We start from the raw sequence: 17,633 nt of genomic DNA on the forward strand, positions 1-17,633 counted from the left end.
CCGGGCGTGGGACGCTCGGGTCGTGAGCGTCCTGGTCGTACTGGTCGGTGGGGCCGAGGACGGCCGCGAGTTCCGCGTGCCGGACGACGACCCGATCGCGACCTCGGGCGTGCTGGCCCTGCCGGATACCGCCGCGCCGCCCGCAGCGGGGCTGGTCGGGGAGACGTTCACGCTGCTGCGCTACCGCTGGGACGGCACGGTCCGCGGGGACGGCGCCCGCCGGTTCCGGCCGGCCGGTTCGTGAGCAGCGCCGACGGCGGCGTGGGGTGCACGGCGGCGCTGCCCTGATCCCTCGCTCGGCGTACTGCGCTCGGATCGAGCGGGAGACGGGCCGAACACGCAACGATCGTGCGTGACAGGGCAGTACTTCGCGATTGTCGGGCGCCCGGCCGCTTCCTACCGTGATCAACGTGACCAGCGTCCTGCCGCGGCCGGCTGCGGCCCCCGAACCCGTCGCCCGTCCCCGGCACTACCTGATGTGCCGGCCTGCGCACTTCGAGGTCCGCTACGCCATCAACCCGTGGATGCGCCCCGGCGAGCCCGTCGACCGCGGGCGCGCCCTCGCCCAGTGGGAGGCGCTGCGGCAGACCTACCTGGACCTTGGCCACCGCGTCGACCTGATCGACCCCGTCCCCGGCCTGCCCGACATGGTGTACGCCGCCAACGGCGCCACGGTCGTCGGCGGCACGGTGCTGGGAGCCCGGTTCCGCCACGCCGAGCGCCGGGCGGAGGCGGCCGAGTACGGCGCCTGGTTCACCGCGGCCGGCTACCCGGTCGTCGAGCCGGAGTTCGTGAACGAGGGGGAGGGCGACCTCCTCGTCGTCGGGGACGTCCTGCTGGCGGGGTACGGGTTCCGCACCGACCCGCGCGCCCACGCCGAGGTCGCCGCCGTGCTCGGCCGCGAGGTCGTTCCGCTCAGGCTGGTCGACCCGCGCTTCTACCACCTCGACACCGCCGTCGCCGTGCTCGACGACGCGACCATCGCCTGGCTGCCCGCCGCCTTCGACGCCGCGTCGCAGGACGTGCTGCGGGCGCGCTTCCCGGACGCGGTGGTCGCCCACCCGGCCGACGCCGCGGTGCTCGGCCTCAACGCCGTGAGCGACGGCCGGCACGTCGTGCTCCCGGCGCAGGCCACGGGCCTCGCCGCCGCGCTGTCCGAGCGCGGGTACACACCCGTGCCCGTCGACCTGTCCGAGCTGCTCAGAGGGGGCGGCGGACCGAAGTGCTGCACGTTGGAGGTGCGCCCATGACGCTCATGCAGTCGGCGACGGTCGTGCACGAGGAGCTCGTCCACGAGCACTCCGCGCACAACTACCACCCGCTGCCCGTCGTGGTGGCCGAGGGCAGCGGCGCCTGGGTCACCGACGTCGAGGGCCGCCACTACCTCGACTGCCTCGCCGGCTACTCCGCGCTCAACTTCGGCCACCGCCACCCCGACCTCGTCGCGGCGGCGCACCGCCAGCTCGACCGCCTCACGCTCACCAGCCGCGCGTTCGGCAACGACCAGCTCGGCCCGTTCTGCGCGGAGCTCGCGGCACTGGTCGGCAAGCAGCGGGTGCTGCCGATGAACACCGGCGCGGAGGCCGTCGAGAGCGGGCTCAAGGTCGCTCGCAAGTGGGGCTACGAGGTCAAGGGCGTGCGGGAGGACCGGGCGCGGATCATCGTGGCGGCGGGCGGCTTCCACGGCCGCACGATCAGCATCGTCGGCTTCTCCACCGACCCGGAGGCCCGCGGCGGGTTCGGGCCGTTCACCCCCGGCTTCGACGTCGTGCCCCACGGCGACCTGGACGCGCTCGCTGCGGCCGTCACCCCCGACACCGTGGCGGTGCTGCTCGAGCCAGTGCAGGGGGAGGCGGGCGTGGTCGTGCCGCCCGAGGGCTACCTGGCAGGCGTCCGGGCGATCTGCGACTCCGCCCGCGTGCTGTTCGTGGCCGACGAGGTGCAGTCCGGGCTGGGCCGCACCGGCCACGTCCTCGCGACGCGCGGTGCGGGGACCGACGCGGACGTGTACCTGCTGGGCAAGGCGCTCGGCGGCGGGATCCTGCCGCTCTCGGCGGTGGTGGCCGACGACGAGGTGCTCGGGGTGCTGCGGCCCGGCCAGCACGGCAGCACGTTCGGCGGCAATCCCCTCGCGTGCGCCGTCGGCCGTGCGGTGCTGCGTCTGCTCGCCGACGACGGGCCGCAGGGCATGGTGGCGGCCGCGCGGCGGCTGGGGGCGGTGCTGCAGGCCCGGTCGACCGACCTCGTGGGCCGCGGCGTCGTGGCGGTGCGCTGCGCGGGCCTCTGGGCGGGCGTCGACGTCGACCCGCGCCTGGGCACCGGCCGGGACGTGAGCGAGGCGCTGGCCCGCCGGGGCGTGCTGGTGAAGGACACCCACGGTTCGACGGTCCGGTTGTCCCCGCCGCTCGTGGTGACCGAGGAGGAGATCGCCTTCGCGGTGGGCGCGCTGGCCGAGTCACTGGCCGAGCTCGCCGCCCGCTGATCTTCACGGGTAGTCTCGGCGGCGCAACGGCCGAGAGGGGAGCACCGGGATGTTCTGGACGATCGTGGGCTGGATCGTGTTCGGGTTGATCGCGGGCTTCATCGCGCGCGCCATCGTGCCCGGCAAGGACGACATCGGGATCCTCCGCACGATCATCCTCGGCTGCCTCGGGTCGGTCGTCGGTGGGCTGATCTTCGGGCTGCTGACGGGTGGGCTGCGCGGCTTCGAGCCCTCCGGGTGGATCGGGTCGATCATCGGTGCGGTGATCGTGCTGGTCGCCTACAACCAGATCACCGGGCGCAAGCGCAACCGCGCCTGATCTCTACCGGCGGAACGGGCGCCCGTCGGTACCGGCGTCCGCGAGCAGTTCGGGGCGCAGCATCCCGAAGAGCGCGGTCAGCAGCAGCTCGGCCGTGAGCTCCGCGGGCTCGTCCTGCCGGTTGATGCTGCGCAGCAGCAGCAGGTTGACGATCATCCCGCTCACGTCGAGCGCGCTCGGGAAGGGCCGCAGCTCGCCCGTGCGCTGGCCGTGCTCGATCAGCTTGCGCAGCGGGGTCGGCACGGGCGCGAGCGTGCGCGGGTCGACGTCGTCGGCCGGGTCCGGCGGGCCGGACACCTTGATCGTGTACTCCTCCACGGCCGACCAGAAGGCGGCCGTGAGCCTGCGGTTCCGCTGGCTGATCCGGGCGAGGGCCCTGATCTGGTCGGTGAGCGCGTCCACCACGGGGCGGCCGGTGGCGATGTCGTGCTCGGCCTCGGAGAGCAGCGGACGCACCAGCGGTTCGTACACGCAGCCCACGAGCACGTGCTTCGACGGGAAGTGGTTGTAGGCCGTCGCGGCGCTCACCCCGGCGGCGGCCGCGATGTCCTCCATGCGGGTGTCCGCCCATCCCCGGCTGCCGAACGTGGCGTCGGCGGCATCGAGCAGCGCCCGTCGCGTGCGGTCGCGCTTGGTCTGGGCCGCCCGGGCGCGCGGATCGTCCGGTTCAGCGGCGATGGAGGCTGCCATTGAGCGCAGCGTAACCGCTTTCGGGTCGAATTGCTCTTGACTCCAACTTGGGTTGGACCCAAACTCCGTGCTTGAACGTCGAACGACCCGATCACCGCAGGGCACGGCGGTGGTCGGACGGAGGGGACCGGAACGGGCAGGCGCCTGCAGTCGGGGGATGACGCAGGTATCACCGGCCGCCCCGGCCGCTCCTCCAGCACGGGCACCACAGATCAGTAGCACCGCAGGTCAGCGCCGCAGCTGATCAGTAACACCGAGTACGACTCCGCACGAAGGCAGTAGCGCCGCCCGGTGGACCGGGGGTGTGCACGTCGCCCGCGGTGTGACCGCAGGTGCAGGGGAGGGGAACCCGATGAACGCGTTCGATCCGTTGTTCGACCGTTTCCGCCGGCGGCGCGGGGCAACGTCCGGCACCACCTCGCTCGTCACGGCAGTCGGGCGATGAGCGCCCCCGCGGTGTCCTCCGGCGTGGTGGCCGCCGACCTGGTGTCCGCCGACGTGGAGTCCTCGGACGTCGTGGTGCCGGACGTCGTGGTCCCGGACGTCGTGGTGGCCGTCGAGCAGGTCGGCCGGGCAGCCGACCCGGTCGCGCCGCCGCTGCCGGACCTCGCCGTGCGGGTGCTCGGCACCGTGGCGGAGTCCGACCCGCCGCTGCTGGAGGGCCTGCTCCGGGCCGCCGTCGCGGGCGAGCCGCGGGCCCGTGAGCGGCTGCTCGCCGAGATCCACCCGCTCGTGCTGCGCTACTGCCGGGCCCGGCTGGGGCGCCAGGAGACCCTGATGGGCTCGGCCGACGACGTCGCGCAGGAGGTCTGCCTCGCCGTCGTCAACGCGCTGCCCGCTTACACGCTGCGCGGGCTGTCGTTCCGCGCGTTCGTCTACGGGATCGCCGCGCACAAGGTCACCGACGCGTTCCGGGCGATCGGCCGCAACCGGTCCGAGCCCGTGGCCGACATCCCGGACACCCCGCTCGTCCTCGACGGGCCGGAGCACCACCTGCTGCAGGTCGAGCTCACCGAGCGGCTCGGGGACCTGCTGCACCTGCTCACCCCGCGGCAGCGGGAGGTGCTCGTGCTGCGCATCGCGGTCGGGCTCTCGGCCGAGGAGACCGCGCTGGCGGTCGGTTCCACGCCGGGCGCGGTGCGCGTCACCCAGCACCGGGCGCTCAACCGGCTGCGGCGCAAGCTCGTCGCGGCCGCCGTCGACGACGGCGCCGAGGCGGACGACGAGTAAGAAAACACCGGGTCACCGACCGGATGCGCCGGCGAGCCCTGACGGTGACGGCCTGCGGGCGGGGAGTAACCTGAGGAGATCAAGAGCGGCGCTCACGGACGCGCCGTGCGGGATCCGGGGAGGCTTCGTGTCGGCTGGCCAGATCGCGGCGCTCGTCGCCGCGGGGGCCTTCGTGGTCCTCGTGCTGCTGCTGGCCGTTCCGCTGCTGAAGCTCGGCCGCACCCTCGACGAGGCCACCATCGCCATCCGCAAGGCGCACGAGGGCGGCGACCCGCTGCTGCGGGACGCCCAGACCACGCTGCACCAGGTGAACACGCAGCTGGAGCGGGTCGACGGCATCACGTCCAGCGCGCGCACCGTGTCGAGCAACGTCTCGGTGCTCACGTCCCTGTTCACCGCCACCCTCGGCGGCCCGCTGGTCCGGGCCGCGGCGTTCAGCTACGGCCTGAACAAGGCGATCAAGGCCCGGCGCGCCGGGCGCGACGCCGGTGCCCACTCCCGCGCCGGCCGCCGGAGGGGGCGGAGGAAGTGAAGCGCCTCTTCTGGCTCGGGGTGGGGCTCGCCGTCGGCGTGTACGCCACGCGGCGGGCGTCGGAGGCCGCCCATGCGCTCACCCCGGCCGGCGTCGGCGCCAACCTCGCCGACGGTCTGCGGGAGCTGGGCGCCGGGCTGGGGGCGTTCGGTGCGGAGGTGCGCGCCGGGATGACGGAGCGGGAGCGGGAGCTCACCGACCTCGTGGAACGCCGCACCGGAGCCCCGCTGCCGGCGGTGGCCGACGCGTTCGTGGAGCCGGCGCCCGGGCACCGGCCGTCCCCCCGCGCGCGAGCGCGGAGGGCAGGGGCCTGACCGCGCACCGCGCGCCGTCCCCCTGCCGTTCCGCGTCCCGTTCGCTGCGGGAGACTGGGCCGCGCCGCCTCAAGGACGCCCGTCTCCCGTTCGACCCTTGGAAGCCAACCGTGCAGACCCACGAGATCACCCGTCGGTTCACCGACCACTTCGTCGACGCCGGGCACACCCGCGTGCCCAGCGCCTCGCTGATCCTCGACGACCCCAACCTGCTCTTCGTCAACGCGGGGATGGTGCAGTTCAAGCCGTACTTCCTCGGGCAGGTACCGCCGCCCTACCCGCGAGCCACGTCGATCCAGAAGTGCGTGCGCACCGGGGACATCGACGAGGTCGGCAAGACCACCCGCCACAACACGTTCTTCCAGATGGCCGGGAACTTCTCCTTCGGCGACTACTTCAAGGAAGGCGCGATCGAGCACGCCTGGAACCTGGTCACGGGCAGCCAGGACGCCGGCGGCTACGGCTTCGACCCGGACCGGATCTGGGTCACCGTCTACCAGGACGACGACGAGGCGATCGCGCTGTGGCGCCGCATCGCCGGGCTGCCGGAGGAGCGGATCCAGCGCCGCGGCGGCGAGGACAACTACTGGGACATGGGAGTGCCCGGTCCCGGTGGCCCGTGCTCGGAGATCTACTTCGATCGCGGGCCCGGGCACGGGCGCGAGGGTGGCCCGGTCGCCGACGAGGACCGCTACCTGGAGATCTGGAACCTCGTCTTCATGCAGGACGAGCGCGGTGAGCTCTCCCCGAAGAAGGGGCACCCGCCGATCGGCAGCCTTCCGAAGAAGAACATCGACACCGGTATGGGCGTCGAGCGGGTCGCCTACCTGCTGCAGGGCGTCGACAACGTCTACGAGACCGACCTCGTCCGGCCGGTGATCGCGCGCGCCGAGGAGTTCTCGGGCCGCCGCTACGGCGCCGACCACACCGACGACGTCCGGTTCCGGGTGATCGCCGACCACGCCCGATCCGGCGTGATGATCATCGGGGACGGGGTCACCCCGTCCAACGAGGGCCGCGGCTACGTGCTGCGGCGCCTGCTGCGCCGCATCGTGCGCTCGGCCCGGCTGCTGGGCGTGCACGAGCCCGTGCTGCAGTCGTTCGCCGAGGTGGTCCGCGACGCGATGGCCCCGGCCTACCCGGAGCTGGTCACCGACTTCGAGCGGATCTCCGCGGTGGTCCGCGCCGAGGAGGAGGCCTTCCTCGCCACGCTCACGGCCGGCTCGCGGATCTTCGACACCGCGGTGGCCGCCACGAAGCAGGCCGGGGGCGCCCAGCTGCCCGGCGACAAGGCGTTCCAGCTGCACGACACGTACGGCTTCCCGATCGACCTCACGCTCGAGATGGCCTCCGAGGCCGGGCTGGCCGTCGACGAGCAGGGCTTCCGCACGCTCATGGAGGAGCAGCGCGCCCGCGCCAAGGCCGACGCCGCCAAGCACAAGGTGGGGCACGGTGACGCCTCGGTCTACCGGGCCGTGCTCGACGCCGCGGGCGGCAGCGAGTTCCTCGGCTACACCGACCTCACCTCCGAGGCCCGCGTCGTCGGGCTCGTCGTCGACGGGGTGGGCGTTCCCGCCGCGGGCGCGGGCACGAAGGTGGAGGTGGTGCTCGACCGCACGCCGTTCTACGCCGAGGGCGGCGGGCAGCTGGCCGACACCGGCTGGATCCGCGGCGACGGGTTCACCGTCGACGTCGACGACGTGCAGTCGCCGGTCACCGGCCTGATCGTGCACCGGGGCACCGTCACCGCGGGTGAGGCCCGCGTCGACGCGACCGTGCAGGCCGAGGTCGACACCACCCGTCGCGGCGCGGTGTCGCGGTCGCACTCGGCCACGCACCTCGTGCACGCGGGGATGCGCAAGCACCTCGGCGACGCCGCCGCCCAGGCCGGTTCGCTCAACGCGCCCGGTCGGCTGCGCTTCGACTTCACCTCGCCCGGCGGGGCCGTGCCGGCGTCCGTGCTCACCGACGTCGAGGACGAGGTGAACGCCGTCCTGCAGAACGACGAGGAGGTCCGCTGGTTCGTGACCTCCCAGGACGAGGCCCGCAAGCTCGGGGCGCTCGCGCTGTTCGGCGAGAAGTACGGCGACCGGGTGCGCATCGTCGAGATCGGCGACTACTCCCGCGAGCTCTGCGGCGGCACGCACGTGCACCGCTCCGGCCAGCTCGGCCTGGTCAAGCTGCTGTCCGAGGCCTCGATCGGGTCCGGGGTGCGGCGCGTGGAGGCCCTCGTCGGACTCGATGCGTTCCGGTTCCTCGCCAAGGAGCACGTGCTCGTCTCCCAGCTGGCCGAGCAGTTCAAGGCCCGGCCGGAGGAGCTGCCCGAGCGCATCGGCGGGGTCGTCGAGCGGCTGCGGCAGGCCGAACGGGAGCTGGAGAAGGTCCGCGCCGACGCGGTGCTCGCCTCGGCCGGCGCGCTCGCCGACGGCGCCGAGGAGGTCGACGGGGTCGCGCTCGTGGCGGTCGCCGCCCCGGACGGCGTGGGCGGCAACGACCTGCGCGCGCTCGCCTCCGACGTCCGCGGTCGGCTGGGCTCCCGCCCCGGCGTCGTGGCGCTCTTCTCGGCCGACGGGGGCAAGGTGTCGTTCGTGGTCGCCACCACGGCCGCGGCCCGCGACCGGGGCCTCGCCGCCGGGAAGCTGATCCCGGCGTTCGCCCCCGCCGTGGGCGGGCGTGGCGGCGGCAAGCCGGACCTCGCCCAGGGCGGCGGGACGAACGCCGCGGGCATCCCCGAGGCCGTGACGGCGCTGCGCCGCGCGCTGCGCAGGTGAACCGCGGACGCCGTCTCGGTATCGACGTCGGCGCCGTCCGGGTCGGGGTCGCCGTCTGCGACCCGGACGGCGTGCTGGCCACCCCGCTCGTCACGGTCCCGCGGGACGTCGACGGCGGCTCCGACCTGCGGGCGATCGCCGGGCTCGTGGCCGAGCACGAGGCCGTCGGGGTCGTCGTCGGGCTGCCCCGCACCCTCGCCGGGCGCGACGGGCCGGCCGCGGAGGCCGCTCGTGCCTTCGCCGATGCGCTCAGCGGCGTGCTGGACGTGCCCGTCGAGCTGTCCGACGAGCGGTTCACCACCGTCGTGGCCACCCGGCAGCTGCGCGAGCGGGGCGTGAAGGGCCGCAAACAGCGGGCCGTGGTGGACCAGGCCGCCGCCGTCGCGATCCTGCAGGGCTGGCTGGACGCGCACCCGCGCGGCTGACCACGGGGCGGCCCGGGGGCCGTGACGCCCGACCGGACGACCCATGGCTACTCTCCGGTGTCGTGAACCCGGACGGATGGGACCACCGACGGCCGCCCCGCCCCCCGGGTACCGGCGAGCGGCGCGGGCATCGACCCGTCCCGCCGGCGCGGCCGCAGGCAGGGCCGCCGATGCCGCCGATGCCGCGGAACGGTTCGGACCCGGCGATGCGCCCCGCCGCGGTCGACGACTCCGGCCCCACCACCGAGCCGGTGCCGGTGGTCGGGCCGCGCAGCCTGCGCCCGCCCGGGCCCCCGGACGCCGCCCAGCGCCCGCGGGCGGCCCGCCGGGAGGTGCCCCCGCCCGGCCCGCGCCCCGAGGCCGTACCCGAGCCCCGCGCACCCGAGCAGGACGACGCGCCCCCGACGTCGCCCCCGAAGCCGCGGCGGAAGAAGCGCCGGCGCACCACGGTGCTCCTGCTCGCGGTGCTCCTGCTCGGTGGCGTCGCGGCAGCCGGCGTGTACTCGTTCGTCACCTGGTTCGCCGTGCCCGACTTCGAGGGGAACGGCACGGGCGACCTCGTGATCGAGGTGGAGGACGGCGACTCCACCAGGCAGATCGGCGCCGTTCTCGCCCAGAACGGCGTGGTGGCCGCCCCCGAGTCGTTCATCCGGGCCGCCGAGGACGAGGACCGCATCCGCTCCGTGCAGCCGGGCTTCTACCAGATGCACCGGCAGATGTCGGGGGCAGCGGCCGTGGCGATGCTGCTGGACCCGGCCGCCCGCGTCGGCGAGCTGGACATCCGCGGCGGTGTGCAGCTCGACGACACGCGGGCGCCCGACGGCTCGATCGCGCCGGGCGTGCTGAGCCTCATCTCGAAGGCCACCTGCGCCCGACTGGACGGCGAGGAGCGGTGCGTCTCGGTGGACGAGCTGCGCGCGGCCATGACCGACACCGACCCGGCCGACCTGGGCGTGCCCGAATGGGCGCTGGAGGGCGTGTCGGCCGCGGAGCCCCGGCGCAGGCTGGAAGGCCTGCTCGTGCCCGGGCGGTACGACGTTGCGCCGGGCGAGACCGCCGTCGACGTCCTGCGCGGGCTGCTCGCCACGTCCGGGGCGCGGCTCGAGGCGGCAGGCCTCGTCGTCGGCGCGCAGAGCATCGGCACCAGCCCTTACCAGGTGCTCACGATCGCCTCGCTGGTGGAGAAGGAGGCGATCAACCCGGACATGCCGAAGGTGGCCCGGGTGATCTACAACCGGCTCGGCGCCGGGCGGCGGCTCGAGCTGGACTCGATGGTCAACTACCCGCTGGACCTGCAGGCGCTGCGCACCACGGCGGACGATCGGGCGCGGCCGGGCCCGTACAACAGCTACACGATCGCAGGCCTCCCGCCCACGCCGATCGCCGCGCCCGGCAAGGAGGCGATCGCCGCGGCGCTGGAACCCACCCCCGGGCCGTGGCTGTACTTCGTGCGCTGCCAGACCGACGGCACGTCGTGCTTCGGGGCGACGATCGAGGAGCACAACGCCAACGTGCGGGCGGCGCGGCAGAACGGCGCCTTCTGAGGCGCTCGGTGTGAGGCGCCCGGTTCCGGGGGGCCTCAGTCCGCCGGCCTGCCGAAGAAGCCGGGCGGGGGGAGCGGCGACGGCGTCGCGGCCGCGTCCACGGGCACGGCGGCCCCGCGCGCGAACCGGCGCAGCTCGGGGCCCGCGAGCACCCGGGCCGGGAACGGGTCGCCCGCGGCCCGGCGGGCGAGCTCGCCCACCGGTAACGGCCTCGCGGACGCGACGAGGACGATGTTGCCGAACCTGCGCCCGTGCAGCAGCTGCGGCACCGCCAGCACGGCGACGTCGGCGAACACCGCGGCGGCCGCCGCGACCTGCGTGCGGGCGAACGAGAGCGACCCGCCGTCGGCGACGTTCGCGGCGTAGACCCCGCCCCCGGCGAGTGCCGCGGCGGCTGTGCGCACGAACTCCACCGAGGTGAGGTGCGCCGGGGTGCGAGCGCCGGCGAACACGTCCAGCACCAGCAGGTCGACCGACCCCGTGGGCATGCCGGCGAGCGCGGCCCTCGCGTCGCCGACGGTGATCTCGATGCCGGTGTCGTCCGCGGGCAGCCGGGAGGAGACGAGCTCGACGAGGCCCGCGTCCAGCTCGACCACCCGCTGGGGAGACCGGGGGCGGGTGGCGGCGACGTAACGGGCGAGCGTCCACGCACCGCCACCGAGGTGCAGCGTGCGGAGCGGCGCGGTGGGCGGGGCCGCGAGGTCGGCGACGTGGGCGAGCCGCCGGACGTACTCGAACTCGAGGTGCGTCGGGTCGTCGAGGTCGACGTGCGACTGCGCCGTGCCGTCGAGCAGCAGGGTCCAGCCCTGGGGCCGGTCCGGGTCGCCGATGAGCTCGGCCCTGCCGTGATCCACCTCGGCGGTGACGACCGCCCGCGCCATCCGCAGCTCCCGCCGTTGCACCCCCCGATCCTGCCCTGCCGCCGCCTGCGCTGCCTTCCGGCGGGATGCACATCGGTCCGACGGTCCTGCCCACGCGGCGCACCGGTTGTCCACCTCGCGGTCGGGCCGTCCACAGATCCGCGGCGCCGCTTGGCCGCGGCCGCCCGGACGCCGAGCATCGACGGCAGGCAGCGGACGCGGAAGGGCGGGACGGGATGGTGCAGGCGACGGTGCAGGTGGCGGCGGTGCTGCAGGAGGCGCTGCTGCAGGAGGCGCTGCTGCAGGAGGCGCTGCCGGGTAGGGCGCCGGTGGGTGTCGCGTTGCCGGTGGTGATGTCCGCCGGGGCCGGGGTGTGGGCGGGCGCCGGTGCCCGGGTGTTGTTGCGCCGGCTGCGCCGGGGTACGCGGATCCCGCCGCCGTGGTGCGAGCTCGCGGTGGCGGCGCTGTGGGCGGCCACGGGAGCGGTGTGGGCCGCCGGCGGCTTGCCGGGGGAGTGGGTGCCCGCCGTCCTCGGGCTGGGGTGGCTCGCGGTCGCGGCCGGAGCGGTCGACCTGCGGCACCGGCGGTTGCCGAACGCGCTCACGGTGCCCGCGTTCCCGGTCGCGCTGCTGCTCCTGCTACCGGTGGGCCCGGCAGCGGTCGTCCGTGGCGCGGTCGGTGCGGCGGTGGCCGCCGCGGTGCTCGTCGCGCTCCACCTCGTCGACCGCCGGGCGGTCGGTGCGGGCGACGTGAAGCTCTCCGCCCCGCTGGGCGCGGTGCTGGCGGCGGTGGCGTGGCCCGCACTCGTGCTGGCGGCGGTGGCGGCCGCGTCGTTCACCGCGGCGTACGCCGCGTCGGCCGCCGCGGTGACCACCGTGCTCGCCGCGGTCGCCCCGTGCGCACGGGCGCGTGCCGGGGCGGGTCCGGGCCCCGCAGGGCCCGGACCGCCGGGGCGGTGGCGCCGCACGGGGCGGGCGGTGCCGCACGGGCCGTCGATGCTGCTGGCCACCTGGCTGGTCACGGTCGTGCTGCTGGCCCTGGGCGTCGGGCCGGGCGGTCCGGGGAGGTGAGAGAATCGCGCTCGTGCTGCGCTGGATCACCGCCGGGGAGTCCCACGGTCCTGCACTGGTCGCCGTGCTGGAGGGCATGGTCGCCGGGGTCGGGATCACCACCAAGGAGCTCGCCGCCGAGCTGGCCCGCCGCCGCCTGGGCCACGGCCGGGGCGCGCGGATGAAGTTCGAGGCCGACGAGCTCGAGGTCATCGGCGGGATCCGGCACGGCGTCACCCAGGGCGGGCCGGTCGCGGTCCGCATCGGCAACACCGAGTGGCCGAAGTGGGAGACGGTGATGGCGGCCGATCCGGTCGATACCGAGCTGATCGCCGGCCGGGCCCGCAACGCGCCGCTCACCCGGCCCCGTCCCGGTCACGCTGACCTCGCCGGCATGACGAAGTACGGCTTCGACGACGCACGGCCGGTCCTGGAGCGCGCCAGCGCCCGCGAGACCGCGGCGAGGGTCGTGCTGGGCACCGTGGCGAAGGCGTTCCTCGCCCAGGCCTTCGACGTCGCGATCGTGTCGCACGTGGTCGCCCTCGGCGCCGCGGAGGCGCCCGAGGACGAGGTTCCCGGCCCTGGCGACCTGGAGCGGGTCGACGCGAGCCCGGTGCGGGCCTGGACGGACGCGGCCACCGCCGCGATGGTCGCGGAGATCGACGCCGCCCAGAAGGACGGCGACACGCTCGGCGGCGTGGTCGAGGTCATCGCCTACGGCCTCCCCGTGGGCATCGGCTCGTACGTGCAGAGCGACCGCAGGCTCGACGCGCGGCTCGCCGGCGCGCTCATGGGCATCCAGGCGATGAAGGGTGTCGAGATCGGCGACGGCTTCCGCACGGCCAGGCGACGGGGCAGCGCGGCGCACGACGAGATGGTGCCCGGCGAGCCGGTGCAGCGCCTGTCCAACCGGGCAGGCGGCATCGAGGGCGGCATGACCAACGGTGAGCCGGTGCGGGTCCGGGTGGCGATGAAGCCGATCTCCACGGTCCCGCGGGCGCTGCGCACCGTCGACGTCGCCACCGGCGAGGCCGCCCAGGCGATCCACCAGCGTTCGGACGTCTGCGCCGTGCCTGCGGCCGGCGTGGTGGCGGAGGCGATGGTCGCGCTGGTGCTGGCCGATGCCGCGCTGGAGAAGTTCGGCGGCGACTCGCTCGCCGAGACCCGTCGCAACCTGCGCGGCTACCTCGACACCGCGGGCGACACCGCGAACTGAGACGGCGAAGGCCGAGCCGGCGGGGCGCCATGCGCGCTCCGCCCGGCGCGGCGGTCAGGGTTCGGCGTGGCCGGGTGCGGTGCCGCGGCCGCGGTGGGCTCCCGCGTGGAAGGCGGCGGCGCGGCCGGACGGCCTGCCGCGTTCGCGGCGATCGGACGGGATGGTCGCGGTGGGCTCGGCGTCGCCGTCGGCGACGAACGCGGTGAACGGCGTGCCGGCCCCGGTGCCGCCCGGGGTGCGCAGCTGCGGTTCGAGGTGCGACTGACGCCGGCGGCGGGGGAGCGGGAGCTGCTCGCGGGCGGGCGTGGGCCCGTCCGGCGGCAGGGGCATGTCGTCGGGGTGGGTCACCGATCGCCCTCGCTGCGCCGCTCGCTCTCGCGGTGGGTCACGGCTGCTCCGATCGTGCGGAATCGCGGTCCGTGCGCACGATATCTGATCTCCGATCGGGCCGCCGACGGGAGCGGGTGCGGACCACCCGTACGTGCCTGCGCCGGCCCGCTGCCCCGGTCACTACGCTGGGCGGGTGCCTGTCGAGAGTCGCCCCACGCTGGTCGTCGTCGGCCCGCCGGGGGCCGGGAAGACCACGGTCGGTCGGGTGCTGGCGCGGCGGCTCGGCGTCGCGTTCGCCGACGTCGACGCGATGATCGTGGAGCGCACCGGCAAGCCGATCGCCGACCTGTTCCTCCAGGACGGCGAGGACGGGTTCCGGAGCATCGAGCGCGAGGTCGTCGCGGAAGCGCTGGCGAGCCACGACGGGGTGCTCGCGCTCGGGGGCGGCGCCGTGCTCGCCGCCGAGACCCGCGCGCTGTTGCGCGCACACCGGGTCGTGCACCTCTCCGTCGGGCTCGCCGACGGCCTGCGGCGCACCGGCATGTCCACGGCACGGCCGCTGCTGGCGGGCGTCAACCCGCGCGCCACGTTCAAGGCGCTCCTCGACGCGCGGGCGCCGCTGTACCGGGAGGTCGCCACCGTGGAGGTGGCCACCGACCGGCGCAGCCCCAACCAGGTGGCGCGGGCGGTGCTGGAGGCGCTCGGGGAGATCCCCGCCTCGGCGCCGCCGGATCCGCTCGACCCGGACGACCCGCTCGACCGGCCCACCCCGCGGGGCGGCGCGGCGTTGCCGGACCCCACCGTCCGCCTCTGACCCGTCCGCCGGTCGGCGCGGCGGCCGTCAGTAGGGTGATCGCCGTGAGCGCGACCGTGCGGATCGATGTGGCCACCGAGCGGCCCTACCCGGTGCTCGTGGGCCGCGGGGTCCGCGCGGAGCTGGCGGCCACCGTCACCGGGCTGGGCGCCGCGGCCGCGCTGATCGTGCACCAGCCCGCGCTGGCCGACGTGGCGGAAGCGGTCCGGGCAGAGCTCGAGGGCGCGGGCGTCGACGCGCACCGCGTGGAGGTCCCCGACGCGGAGGACGGCAAGGCTCTGGCCGTCGCCGGCTTCTGCTGGGAGGTCTGCGGGCGGATCGGGCTGACGCGCGCCGACGTCGTGGTGTCGCTCGGCGGTGGCGCGGTCACCGACCTCGCCGGCTTCGTCGCGGCCACCTGGATGCGTGGTGTGCGGGTGGTGCACGTGCCCACCACGCTGCTGTCGATGGTCGACGCGGCGGTCGGCGGGAAGACCGGCATCAACACCGCGGCGGGCAAGAACCTCGTGGGGGCGTTCCACGAGCCGTCCGCGGTGCTCGTCGACCTCGCGGTGCTGGACACGCTGCCGGCGCCGGAGCTGGTCGCCGGGAGCGCGGAGATCGTCAAGACCGGGTTCATCGCCGACCCGGTGATCCTGGAGCGCATCGAGGCGGACCCGGCGGCGGCGCTCGACCCGGCGGGCCCGGTGCTCCCGGAGCTGGTGGAGCGCTCGATCCGGGTGAAGGCCGACGTCGTGGCCGCCGACCTGCGCGAGTCGCACCTGCGGGAGATCCTCAACTACGGCCACACCCTCGGGCACGCCATCGAGCGGCGCGAGGAGTACCGCTGGCGCCACGGGGCCGCGGTGAGCGTGGGTCTCGTGTTCGCGGCCGAGCTGGCGCGGGCCGCGGGCAGGCTGGACGACGCGACGGCCGACCGGCACCGGGCCGTGCTCTCCTCGCTCGGGCTGCCCGTCGGCTACGTGGCGGGCGTGCTGCCCGAGCTGGTCGAGTCGATGCGCGGGGACAAGAAGGCGAGGGCGGGCACGTTGCGGTTCGTGGTGCTGGACGGGCTGGCGAAGCCCGGCCGGCTGGAGGGCCCGGAGCCGGAGCTCCTGGAGCGCGCGTACGCGGCGGTGTCGACGGGAGCGCCGGTATGACCACGGTTCTCGTCCTCAACGGGCCGAACCTTGGCCGGCTCGGCACCCGCGAGCCCGCCGTCTACGGCCGCACCACGTACGCCGACCTGGTGACGCTGTGCAAGCGCAGCGGTGCCGAGCTGGGCCTGCAGGTCTCGGTGCGCCAGACCGACCACGAGGGCGAGCTGCTGGGCTGGCTGCACGAGGCCGCCGACGCCGGCGCGCCCGTTGTGCTCAACGCCGCCGCGTGGACGCACACCTCGGTGGCGGTGCGCGACGCGTGCGCCCAGCTCACCGCGCCCCTGATCGAGGTGCACATCACGAACGTGCACCGGCGGGAGGAGTTCCGCCACCACTCCTACATCTCCGGGGTGGCCACCGGCGTGATCGTCGGGCTCGGTGTGGACGGCTACCCGCTCGCGTTGCGGTGGATCGCCGCCCACACCCAGGCCGAGGTCTAGCAGCGCAGGTCTAGTAGCGCGGGTCCGGGTAGCGCGGGTCCGGCGGGTGGGTGTGCGGCGGCGGGTACTCGGCCTCCCGCCGCACGACGGGCCGGGCCTGGCGGGCCAGCACGACGCTCGCGACCAGCCCGATGACGCCGACGATGGTCAGGATCCAGCCGATGAGCTCGAGGTCGATCCCGCCCAGGTCGATTCGCACGGCGAGGGCGAGGATCAGGCCGAGCGCGATCAGCCCGATGCTCGTACCGATTCTCATGCCGAGACCTACCCGGGTCGGGCCGGGAAGACACATAGGGTGGGGTCATGTCCTTCCCGGCCCGGCGGTCGGCCCTGCGTGCGCTGCTGCCCGGCGCGGGCGTCGACGCCCTGCTCGTCACCGACCTGGTCAACGTCCGCTACCTGACCGGTTTCACCGGCTCCAACGCGGCGCTGCTCGTGCATGTGGACGGCGACGGCGCGAGCCGCTTCTGCACGGACGGCCGCTACCGCGCGCAGGCCGCGGACGAGGTCCCGGACCTGGAGGCGGTGGTCGACCGGGCCTGCGCGCCGGAGCTGGCCAAGCGGGCGTCGGCGCTCTCGGTCGAGCGGTTGGGCTTCGAGTCCGACTCGGTCCCCGTCGACGCGCACGAGGCGCTGGTCGAGGCCGCCGCCGGGGTGCCGTTGCTCCGGGCGCCCGGGCTCGTGCAGGGGCTGCGGGCGGTGAAGGACGCCGACGAGGTCGAGGCGTTGCGGCGGGCGTGCGCGGTGGGCGACGCCGCGCTGGCCGACCTGCTCGCCGCGGGCGGGCTGCGCCCGGGGCGCACCGAGCGGGAGGTGGCGCTCGACCTGGAGGACCGGATGCGGGCCCACGGGGCCACCGGCCCCGCGTTCGAGACGATCCTGGCCGCCGGGTCGCACTCGGCGGTGCCGCACCACCGGCCGACGGCGGCCGAGCTGCGGCCGGGCGACCTGGTGAAGCTCGACTTCGGCGCCCTCGTCGACGGCTACCACTCCGACATGACCCGCACCGTCGTACTCGGCCGGGCCGCCGCTTGGCAACGCGAGCTGCACGCGCTCGTCGCCGAGGCGCAGGCGGCGGGCCGGGCGGCGCTGGCGCCCGGCGCCGAGGTCACGGCGGTCGACGCCGCCGCCCGGGGCGTGGTCGAGCGGGCGGGGCGCGGCGAGGAGTTCGTGCACGGGCTGGGCCACGGTGTGGGCCTGCAGATCCACGAGGCGCCGTACGTCGGCAAGACCGGCACCGGGGCGCTCGCCGCCGGAATGGTGGTGACGGTGGAGCCCGGGGTCTACCTCGCTGGCCGTGGCGGCGTGCGTATCGAGGACACGCTCGCGGTGCGGGACTCCGGCCCCGAGCTGCTCACCCACACCACGCGCGAGCTGCTCGAGGTCTGACGGTAAACTGGAGCGCGGACGACGGCGCCGCTGCAGCGCGCCGCTTCATGGAGCAACCCCCGGCGCGTGACGAGAGCGATCGACCCTGC

General features: G+C 75.2%; 20 protein-coding genes. 16 read left to right on the top strand and 4 right to left on the bottom strand.

What is annotated here, in order from left to right; genetic code table 11:
- Positions 1–22: 22 nt before the first annotated feature.
- The 4 genes from ABEA81_RS24260 to ABEA81_RS24275 all read left to right on the top strand — a co-directional run bounded on the left by ABEA81_RS24260 (position 23) and on the right by ABEA81_RS24275 (position 2,801).
- Positions 23–244, top strand: coding sequence for a hypothetical protein (locus ABEA81_RS24260; protein ID WP_345607609.1), 222 nt, complete (start codon positions 23–25; stop codon positions 242–244).
- A 160-nt stretch (positions 245–404) separates the two neighbouring features.
- Positions 405–1,250: a dimethylargininase gene (ddaH, locus tag ABEA81_RS24265; protein WP_425570647.1), complete on the top strand. Its 846-nt coding sequence runs from the start codon at positions 405–407 to the stop codon at positions 1,248–1,250.
- Positions 1,247–2,482, top strand: coding sequence for an ornithine--oxo-acid transaminase (gene rocD / locus ABEA81_RS24270; protein WP_345607611.1), 1,236 nt, complete (start codon positions 1,247–1,249; stop codon positions 2,480–2,482). The genes ddaH and rocD overlap by 4 nt, the downstream gene beginning before the upstream one ends.
- A gap of 49 nt (positions 2,483–2,531) precedes the next feature.
- On the top strand, positions 2,532–2,801 hold the full coding sequence (locus tag ABEA81_RS24275) for a GlsB/YeaQ/YmgE family stress response membrane protein (RefSeq protein WP_345607612.1): 270 nt from the start codon (positions 2,532–2,534) through the stop codon (positions 2,799–2,801).
- A gap of 3 nt (positions 2,802–2,804) precedes the next feature.
- Here ABEA81_RS24275 and ABEA81_RS24280 read toward each other — a convergent pair whose 3' ends face one another.
- A complete protein-coding gene (locus ABEA81_RS24280; protein WP_345607613.1) occupies positions 2,805–3,491 on the bottom strand; it encodes a TetR/AcrR family transcriptional regulator in 687 nt (228 codons plus the stop codon).
- A 597-nt stretch (positions 3,492–4,088) separates the two neighbouring features.
- On the opposite strand from ABEA81_RS24280, the gene shbA reads away from it, so the two are divergent.
- The 6 genes from shbA to ABEA81_RS24310 all read left to right on the top strand — a co-directional run bounded on the left by shbA (position 4,089) and on the right by ABEA81_RS24310 (position 10,307).
- Positions 4,089–4,721, top strand: a complete 633-nt coding sequence (gene shbA, locus ABEA81_RS24285) for an RNA polymerase sigma factor ShbA (protein ID WP_425570648.1) — start codon at positions 4,089–4,091, stop codon at positions 4,719–4,721.
- Between the two features lie 127 nt (positions 4,722–4,848).
- Positions 4,849–5,253: a DUF948 domain-containing protein gene (locus ABEA81_RS24290; RefSeq protein ID WP_345607614.1), complete on the top strand. Its 405-nt coding sequence runs from the start codon at positions 4,849–4,851 to the stop codon at positions 5,251–5,253.
- On the top strand, positions 5,250–5,567 hold the full coding sequence (locus ABEA81_RS24295; RefSeq protein WP_345607615.1) for a hypothetical protein: 318 nt from the start codon (positions 5,250–5,252) through the stop codon (positions 5,565–5,567). The genes ABEA81_RS24290 and ABEA81_RS24295 overlap by 4 nt, the downstream gene beginning before the upstream one ends.
- Before the next feature lie 110 nt (positions 5,568–5,677).
- Positions 5,678–8,338 carry an alanine--tRNA ligase gene (alaS, locus tag ABEA81_RS24300; RefSeq protein ID WP_345607616.1) on the top strand — a complete coding sequence of 887 codons (2,661 nt, stop codon included), beginning with the start codon at positions 5,678–5,680 and terminating at the stop codon, positions 8,336–8,338.
- Positions 8,335–8,763: a Holliday junction resolvase RuvX gene (ruvX, locus tag ABEA81_RS24305; RefSeq protein WP_345607617.1), complete on the top strand. Its 429-nt coding sequence runs from the start codon at positions 8,335–8,337 to the stop codon at positions 8,761–8,763. Before alaS ends, ruvX begins: the two co-directional genes overlap by 4 nt.
- A 179-nt stretch (positions 8,764–8,942) precedes the next feature.
- Positions 8,943–10,307 (top strand): endolytic transglycosylase MltG, encoded by a 1,365-nt coding sequence (locus ABEA81_RS24310; protein ID WP_345607618.1) that lies wholly within the window; start codon positions 8,943–8,945, stop codon positions 10,305–10,307.
- A 35-nt stretch (positions 10,308–10,342) separates the two neighbouring features.
- On the opposite strand, the gene ABEA81_RS24315 is transcribed toward ABEA81_RS24310, so the two are convergent.
- Positions 10,343–11,209 carry a spermidine synthase gene (locus tag ABEA81_RS24315; protein ID WP_345607619.1) on the bottom strand — a complete coding sequence of 289 codons (867 nt, stop codon included), beginning with the start codon at positions 11,207–11,209 and terminating at the stop codon, positions 10,343–10,345.
- A 194-nt stretch (positions 11,210–11,403) separates the two neighbouring features.
- On the opposite strand from ABEA81_RS24315, the gene ABEA81_RS24320 reads away from it, so the two are divergent.
- Together ABEA81_RS24320 and aroC are read left to right on the top strand one after the other, a co-directional pair.
- Complete coding sequence (locus ABEA81_RS24320; protein WP_345607620.1) at positions 11,404–12,237, top strand: A24 family peptidase; 834 nt, start codon at positions 11,404–11,406, stop codon at positions 12,235–12,237.
- 13 nt (positions 12,238–12,250) lie between these two features.
- Entirely contained in the window at positions 12,251–13,432 is a 1,182-nt protein-coding gene (gene aroC / locus ABEA81_RS24325; protein ID WP_345607621.1) for a chorismate synthase, read from the top strand.
- Between the two features lie 54 nt (positions 13,433–13,486).
- Here aroC and ABEA81_RS24330 read toward each other — a convergent pair whose 3' ends face one another.
- Positions 13,487–13,780, bottom strand: a complete 294-nt coding sequence (locus tag ABEA81_RS24330) for a hypothetical protein (protein ID WP_345607622.1) — start codon at positions 13,778–13,780, stop codon at positions 13,487–13,489.
- Between the two features lie 175 nt (positions 13,781–13,955).
- On the opposite strand from ABEA81_RS24330, the gene ABEA81_RS24335 reads away from it, so the two are divergent.
- Genes ABEA81_RS24335 through aroQ form a run of 3 tightly spaced genes read left to right on the top strand, consistent with a single transcriptional unit; the run spans position 13,956 to position 16,155 of the window.
- Complete coding sequence (locus ABEA81_RS24335; RefSeq protein WP_345607623.1) at positions 13,956–14,576, top strand: shikimate kinase; 621 nt, start codon at positions 13,956–13,958, stop codon at positions 14,574–14,576.
- 44 nt (positions 14,577–14,620) lie between these two features.
- Entirely contained in the window at positions 14,621–15,715 is a 1,095-nt protein-coding gene (aroB, locus tag ABEA81_RS24340) for a 3-dehydroquinate synthase (RefSeq protein WP_345607624.1), read from the top strand.
- Complete coding sequence (gene aroQ / locus ABEA81_RS24345; RefSeq protein ID WP_345607625.1) at positions 15,712–16,155, top strand: type II 3-dehydroquinate dehydratase; 444 nt, start codon at positions 15,712–15,714, stop codon at positions 16,153–16,155. The genes aroB and aroQ overlap by 4 nt, the downstream gene beginning before the upstream one ends.
- 10 nt (positions 16,156–16,165) lie before the next feature.
- Here the strand turns inward: aroQ and ABEA81_RS24350 are convergent, their stop codons facing one another.
- On the bottom strand, positions 16,166–16,411 hold the full coding sequence (locus tag ABEA81_RS24350) for a DUF6458 family protein (protein WP_345607626.1): 246 nt from the start codon (positions 16,409–16,411) through the stop codon (positions 16,166–16,168).
- A gap of 47 nt (positions 16,412–16,458) precedes the next feature.
- On the opposite strand from ABEA81_RS24350, the gene ABEA81_RS24355 reads away from it, so the two are divergent.
- On the top strand, positions 16,459–17,544 hold the full coding sequence (locus tag ABEA81_RS24355; protein WP_345607627.1) for a M24 family metallopeptidase: 1,086 nt from the start codon (positions 16,459–16,461) through the stop codon (positions 17,542–17,544).
- The last annotated feature ends 89 nt before the right edge of the window (positions 17,545–17,633 follow it).

It is taken from the genome of Pseudonocardia adelaidensis (genome assembly GCF_039543345.1).
Lineage (GTDB): Bacteria > Actinomycetota > Actinomycetes > Mycobacteriales > Pseudonocardiaceae > Pseudonocardia > Pseudonocardia adelaidensis.

Excerpts from the sequence above, each read along its gene's own strand:
- ABEA81_RS24280 (WP_345607613.1), bottom strand. The coding sequence starts at position 3,491 with ATGGCAGCCTCCATCGCCGCTGAACCGGACGATCCGCGCGCCCGGGCG.
- ABEA81_RS24310 (WP_345607618.1), top strand. The coding sequence starts at position 8,943 with ATGCCGCGGAACGGTTCGGACCCGGCGATGCGCCCCGCCGCGGTCGAC.
- ABEA81_RS24320 (WP_345607620.1), top strand. The coding sequence starts at position 11,404 with ATGGTGCAGGCGACGGTGCAGGTGGCGGCGGTGCTGCAGGAGGCGCTG.
- ABEA81_RS24275 (WP_345607612.1), top strand. The coding sequence starts at position 2,532 with ATGTTCTGGACGATCGTGGGCTGGATCGTGTTCGGGTTGATCGCGGGC.
- ABEA81_RS24355 (WP_345607627.1), top strand. The coding sequence starts at position 16,459 with ATGTCCTTCCCGGCCCGGCGGTCGGCCCTGCGTGCGCTGCTGCCCGGC.
- aroQ (WP_345607625.1), top strand. The coding sequence starts at position 15,712 with ATGACCACGGTTCTCGTCCTCAACGGGCCGAACCTTGGCCGGCTCGGC.
- ABEA81_RS24350 (WP_345607626.1), bottom strand. The coding sequence starts at position 16,411 with ATGAGAATCGGTACGAGCATCGGGCTGATCGCGCTCGGCCTGATCCTC.
- rocD (WP_345607611.1), top strand. The coding sequence starts at position 1,247 with ATGACGCTCATGCAGTCGGCGACGGTCGTGCACGAGGAGCTCGTCCAC.